The sequence below is a fragment of the Thauera terpenica 58Eu genome (genome assembly GCF_000443165.1).
GTDB lineage: Bacteria > Pseudomonadota > Gammaproteobacteria > Burkholderiales > Rhodocyclaceae > Thauera > Thauera terpenica.
The window spans coordinates 1-278 of the sequence record NZ_ATJV01000026.1 but is presented as its reverse complement, the minus strand read 5'-3'; the positions used below and the strand labels follow the sequence as shown (position 1 = coordinate 278).

Annotated in this window: 1 protein-coding gene; it reads left to right on the top strand. The window is 68.3% G+C overall.

Annotated elements, in window-relative coordinates:
* A partial coding sequence (locus tag M622_RS23930; RefSeq protein ID WP_021248101.1) for a hypothetical protein occupies positions 1-278 on the top strand: 278 nt, incomplete at both ends.

Sequence of the window (278 nt, the reverse complement as noted above, 5' to 3'; positions counted from 1 at the left end):
GTCGACCACTACCGCACCGTGGACACGCTGGCGCTGATGCTCCGCAATGGCAGCATCACCGGTGCCATGCACGATGCCGGCCAGCAGTTCTCGCAGGACTTCGCGCGGGCGTTTGCCAGCGGCGTGGCCAGTAGCCGGCCCGATGGTTTGTCGGCTGGGACAGCGCCCGGGCAGATGATGATTGAGCGCAATGCCGGCGCTGCCCGTGCGGTTCGAGATGCGCTGGATGCGGTGGGTGGCAGTGGCAGTCCGGCGGGATCGGCGCTGTGGTACGTGGC